Origin of the sequence: Myceligenerans salitolerans (genome assembly GCF_017349295.1) — a bacterium.
GTDB classification, from domain to species: Bacteria; Actinomycetota; Actinomycetes; order Actinomycetales; family Cellulomonadaceae; genus Myceligenerans; species Myceligenerans salitolerans.
In genome coordinates this window covers 1-204 of sequence record NZ_JAFMPK010000004.1, presented here as the reverse complement: position 1 = coordinate 204, position 204 = coordinate 1, and the positions used below count along the sequence as shown (strand labels likewise).

1 rRNA gene is annotated in these 204 nt (G+C 62.7%); it reads right to left on the bottom strand.

The features are described 5' to 3' along the window. Positions 1-58 precede the first annotated feature (58 nt). A 5S ribosomal RNA gene (gene rrf, locus J0911_RS00010) occupies positions 59-175 on the bottom strand. Positions 176-204: the final 29 nt, after the last annotated feature.

Genomic DNA, 204 nt, shown 5'->3' with positions numbered 1-204 from the left:
TGTGGGTGTGTTGAAGGCCCCCGCTCACGTGTGTGAGTGGGGGCCTTCATGAAGAGGGGTCCGGCGGCGTCCTACTCTCCCACCCCCTGTCGAGGGCAGTACCATCGGCGCTGTAGGGCTGAGCTTCCGGGTTCGGAATGGAGCCGGGCGTTTCCCCTACGCTATGACCGCCGTAACATTATCGAGTTGTTCAACCTTCCCCGG